This window comes from uncultured Marinobacter sp., from assembly GCF_963974375.1.
In the GTDB taxonomy this organism is placed as follows: domain Bacteria; phylum Pseudomonadota; class Gammaproteobacteria; order Pseudomonadales; family Oleiphilaceae; genus Marinobacter.
The window spans coordinates 1-3,404 of record NZ_CAXBDN010000351.1; the positions used below are offsets into that span (position 1 = coordinate 1).

The 3,404-nt window shown below is 58.9% G+C and carries 4 protein-coding genes; all 4 read left to right on the top strand.

Features of this window, described 5'->3' with window-relative positions; genetic code table 11:
- On the top strand, positions 1-682 hold a 682-nt coding region (locus AAC035_RS19800), incomplete at its 5' end, for a metallophosphoesterase (protein WP_339806842.1).
- Positions 669-2,015, top strand: coding sequence for a HipA domain-containing protein (locus AAC035_RS19805; protein WP_339806843.1), 1,347 nt, complete (start codon positions 669-671; stop codon positions 2,013-2,015). The genes AAC035_RS19800 and AAC035_RS19805, both read left to right, overlap by 14 nt.
- Positions 2,016-2,056: 41 nt before the next feature.
- Entirely contained in the window at positions 2,057-2,770 is a 714-nt protein-coding gene (locus AAC035_RS19810) for a hypothetical protein (RefSeq protein WP_339806845.1), read from the top strand.
- A 131-nt stretch (positions 2,771-2,901) separates the two neighbouring features.
- Complete coding sequence (locus AAC035_RS19815) at positions 2,902-3,216, top strand: DUF2384 domain-containing protein (RefSeq protein WP_339806846.1); 315 nt, start codon at positions 2,902-2,904, stop codon at positions 3,214-3,216.
- The last annotated feature ends 188 nt before the right edge of the window (positions 3,217-3,404 follow it).

The following is a 3,404-nucleotide window of genomic DNA, read 5'->3' on the forward strand; positions in this document are numbered from 1 at the left end:
TGGGCTGCCCGATGGTGTAGACGCACTGATTTTTGCCTCTGACCTGCAGGGCCGGGAAGACGGCCGCGCCAACCGGCTGATGGGGGTGCCTGTGGCAGAGGCGCTGTCTGACCTTGTGGCGAAGGGCGTTATCCCGCAGCCGCAGGTGGCTTTTCTGTGTGGCGACCTGTACGACTACCCAGACTGCCACAAACGAGGTGGAACCGGCCCGGTGGATGAGGTCTACGACGCATTCGCTCGGCTGGCACCACAGGTTCTCGCTGTGCACGGCAACCACGACGAATTGGTCGAACCGGAGGCGCTGCCAAAGCCGGTTCAAATCCTCGACGGGCAGGTTCGTAACACAGCCGGACTGCGCGTAGGTGGCGTCAGCGGCATCATCGGGAACCCCGGGCGTCACCAGCGGCGGGACGAGGAGGCGTTTCTGGAAGTCATGGAGTCGGTCACCGCCCGGCATCCGCACATCATCCTGTTGCACCAGGGGCCAGAGGACGCCGAACGTCGCCGCCGTGGCGACCCCGGCGTAACGCTTTCACTGGCGACAGGGTATACCGGTTTGACCGTCTTCGGACACACCCACTGGGACTGGCCCTGGCTGATTTCGTTGGGTGATGGCCAGGCCCTGAACGTGGATGGTCGCGTTGTGGTTTTATTGAGAGGAGATGACCATGTCTGTGGTTGAACTCGAGCGCTGGGGCCCGGCAGGTTGGGATACATTGGCGGGGATTACTATTGACCGGTCGGAGTCCGGCCTGCTCAGTACCATGCGCCTGGACTATAAACGCCAGGACGGCTGGACCTGTATCCCGCTTCCTGGAGTCACCCTCGGTCTTGAAGATTTTCAGGAAGACGATTTCGTACCCGTCATTAACCTGCCGTTTGTGCAGTGGGCCAGTCCCCAAGTGCCGGGCGACATACTTGAGACGTATGAGGGCGAAGCGGTCGCGGCCTTGCTGAGGGATCTGACTCCCAGCGGCTGGGCCCGACGGCGCTTGCTCGAGCGGTTACGGCCACCACGGCGGCAAGACGGGTCGATCCAGGATGGCCCTCAGCACGATGTGCGCCTGTTAGAGGAATGCGCCCTCTCTCCCATTGGCAATTTTCGCATCAAAGGGCCGAGCGTTGACGACGGCCTTTTCCCGTCCATTCCCCTGGATGTTGAGTGTGCCGGCGACTGGCATTGGCCATACGAACCGTTCAACGAAGCCCTCGGCCTATCTGATATCCACCCGATCTGGGTGGGCCTGGGTGCCGGCGGTGAAAACCCCAAACTGTTGATCAACCGAGCCGATGACGGTCAGTTCTATCTGGACGGCAACGAACCGGACGGCTGTGTCATTACTGATTACTGGCTGGTGAAATGGCCCCGTGAGCCGGTGACCCGGAATCGCATCGACATTCTCCGTGCTGAATACCTGTACCTGAAGGCCCTTGGTTCTTTAGGCTTTGATGTGCCAGAAGTCCGTTGGCAACCCTATGCCCTTTGGGTTCGTCGGTTCGACCGCGGACCGGGCGGGGAGCGTTATCCGGTGGAGTCCCTGTATAATGTGATGGGCAAGATTGGTAATGGTGCCCGGCTGAGCCACATCGATGCGCTGGAAGTCATTCTTCCACTGGCCAGTGATCCGGATGGAATGCTGGTCGAATACCTTATCCGGGATCACATTAACCGGTTGCTTGGTAACAGCGACAACCACGGGCGCAATACGTCGTTCCATCGAACGTTCCACGGCCTGGAACTGACGCCCATCTATGATGTGTCACCCATGGTGATGGACGAAGACGGTATCGCCTGGAGCACCATCTGGCCCAGAGAGTGGAAAAAGGGTGGAAGCCCGGACTGGCAGAGCGTGATTCAGCGCTTTGCTCAATCTCCGGATCGAGCCTGGGCCGAGCTGCAATCCCGTAGTGAGGCCCTCGCTGAACTACAACGCACCGAGGCCTGGCTGGCGCTGCCGGAATCCGTGACCCGACACCCACGGGTCTTGCCCATCGATGTACGGATTGCTCTGTAAATGCATTTACACTCCACTACTAAAGGATGATTCAGCCACCCATGGCGATTCAGTGCTACGACAAGGGCGAGCTCTCGTCCGGATTTTACGGTTGGCGTGTTGCCGCGACGATTCGTGGCAAACGCTATCAGAAGTACTTCAGCCTGCGCCTTCCCAGTGACGCCGTGCCCGAAACGCTCTGGCACCGCTACCAGAAAACCCGCGCCGAGTACTATGAAGCCCGTTGGGCGATGCGGGCAGCGGCCATCAAATACCTGAACTTCATTCGTACCGAGCACCCGCGAGTCAAACCCTTCCGGGGTGTTGGGTTTCAGGGCATCACCCTTGGTATCGGAACCATCGGCGGTAACCAAACGGAACAGTGTTACTTCCAGGTGAACGCACCGGGCAATCCCATGCGTATTGCCATCACCGAGAACCAGCCCCTTTCCAACGCCTGGGACCGCGCCATCAGACTGTGGGGAGAGGCTTTTGGTATCCGCCAGAAGGATATCGTGGCAAAACGCCAGACTCCGCCCACACCGGAGCAGTTCAAGCGGCTACGTAAGCACATGAACGAGGAAGAAAGCGCCAGTCTTGGCGTGGGTGTTCTGCACCATGTTTATGCGGAACAGCGTGCAGAGCTTGAGCGCCAGAAATCCCGCAATCGTCTTAATAAAGAGCGGCCTGTTGACCGAGATGATCTGCGGGATGTGCATGCCCGCCTGGAGCGGGAGATCAGCGAGTTCATGGAAAAATCCGGGGCGCGGGCCTGAGTCAGCGATCTGGCTGAGATGCCAACCCTATCAATTGAAGGTGAAGTACTCACATGCAATGCACAGAAGGCCCAAGCCCAGCTGTACCCGTCGATAAAGCGGCAGTCGCCCTGAAAGGGTTTCGGCACATCATGGCGCAGTGGGGCTGTACGGAGGCCGAGCAGAAACAATTACTGGGTCTGAGCCAGACTGAGTTCGACGAGCTCACCGCCGAAACATCTGCTGCAATGTCGGGGCAGCTTCTTCAGCGAATCAGTTTTCTGATGGGCATCGCCCGCGCACTCGATACGCTTTACCCGAGCGACGACCGAGCTGCCGAGCGGATTCGCAAGCCTACTACGGACGAGCCGTTTTGCGGATTGTCGCCAATGGCCTTCATGCTTGCCGATCCTCAGGAGGGGCTGAAGCTGACCCGCCGGTACTTTGATTGGAAAGCGATGACATAGGAGGTCGTTGCCAAGATTCGAGTTGACCCGGAGGGCGCCCCTGTAGAGAATGCTGTACAAATAAACAGTATTCGGTGCCAGCATGTCCTGCATCCTGCTAGGTGATTACCATTCCCTATCCGCGCTCACGATTCCGCTTTTCCTGGAGCGCATCTCCGCTGGATTTCCATCGCCGGCGGAAGACTACA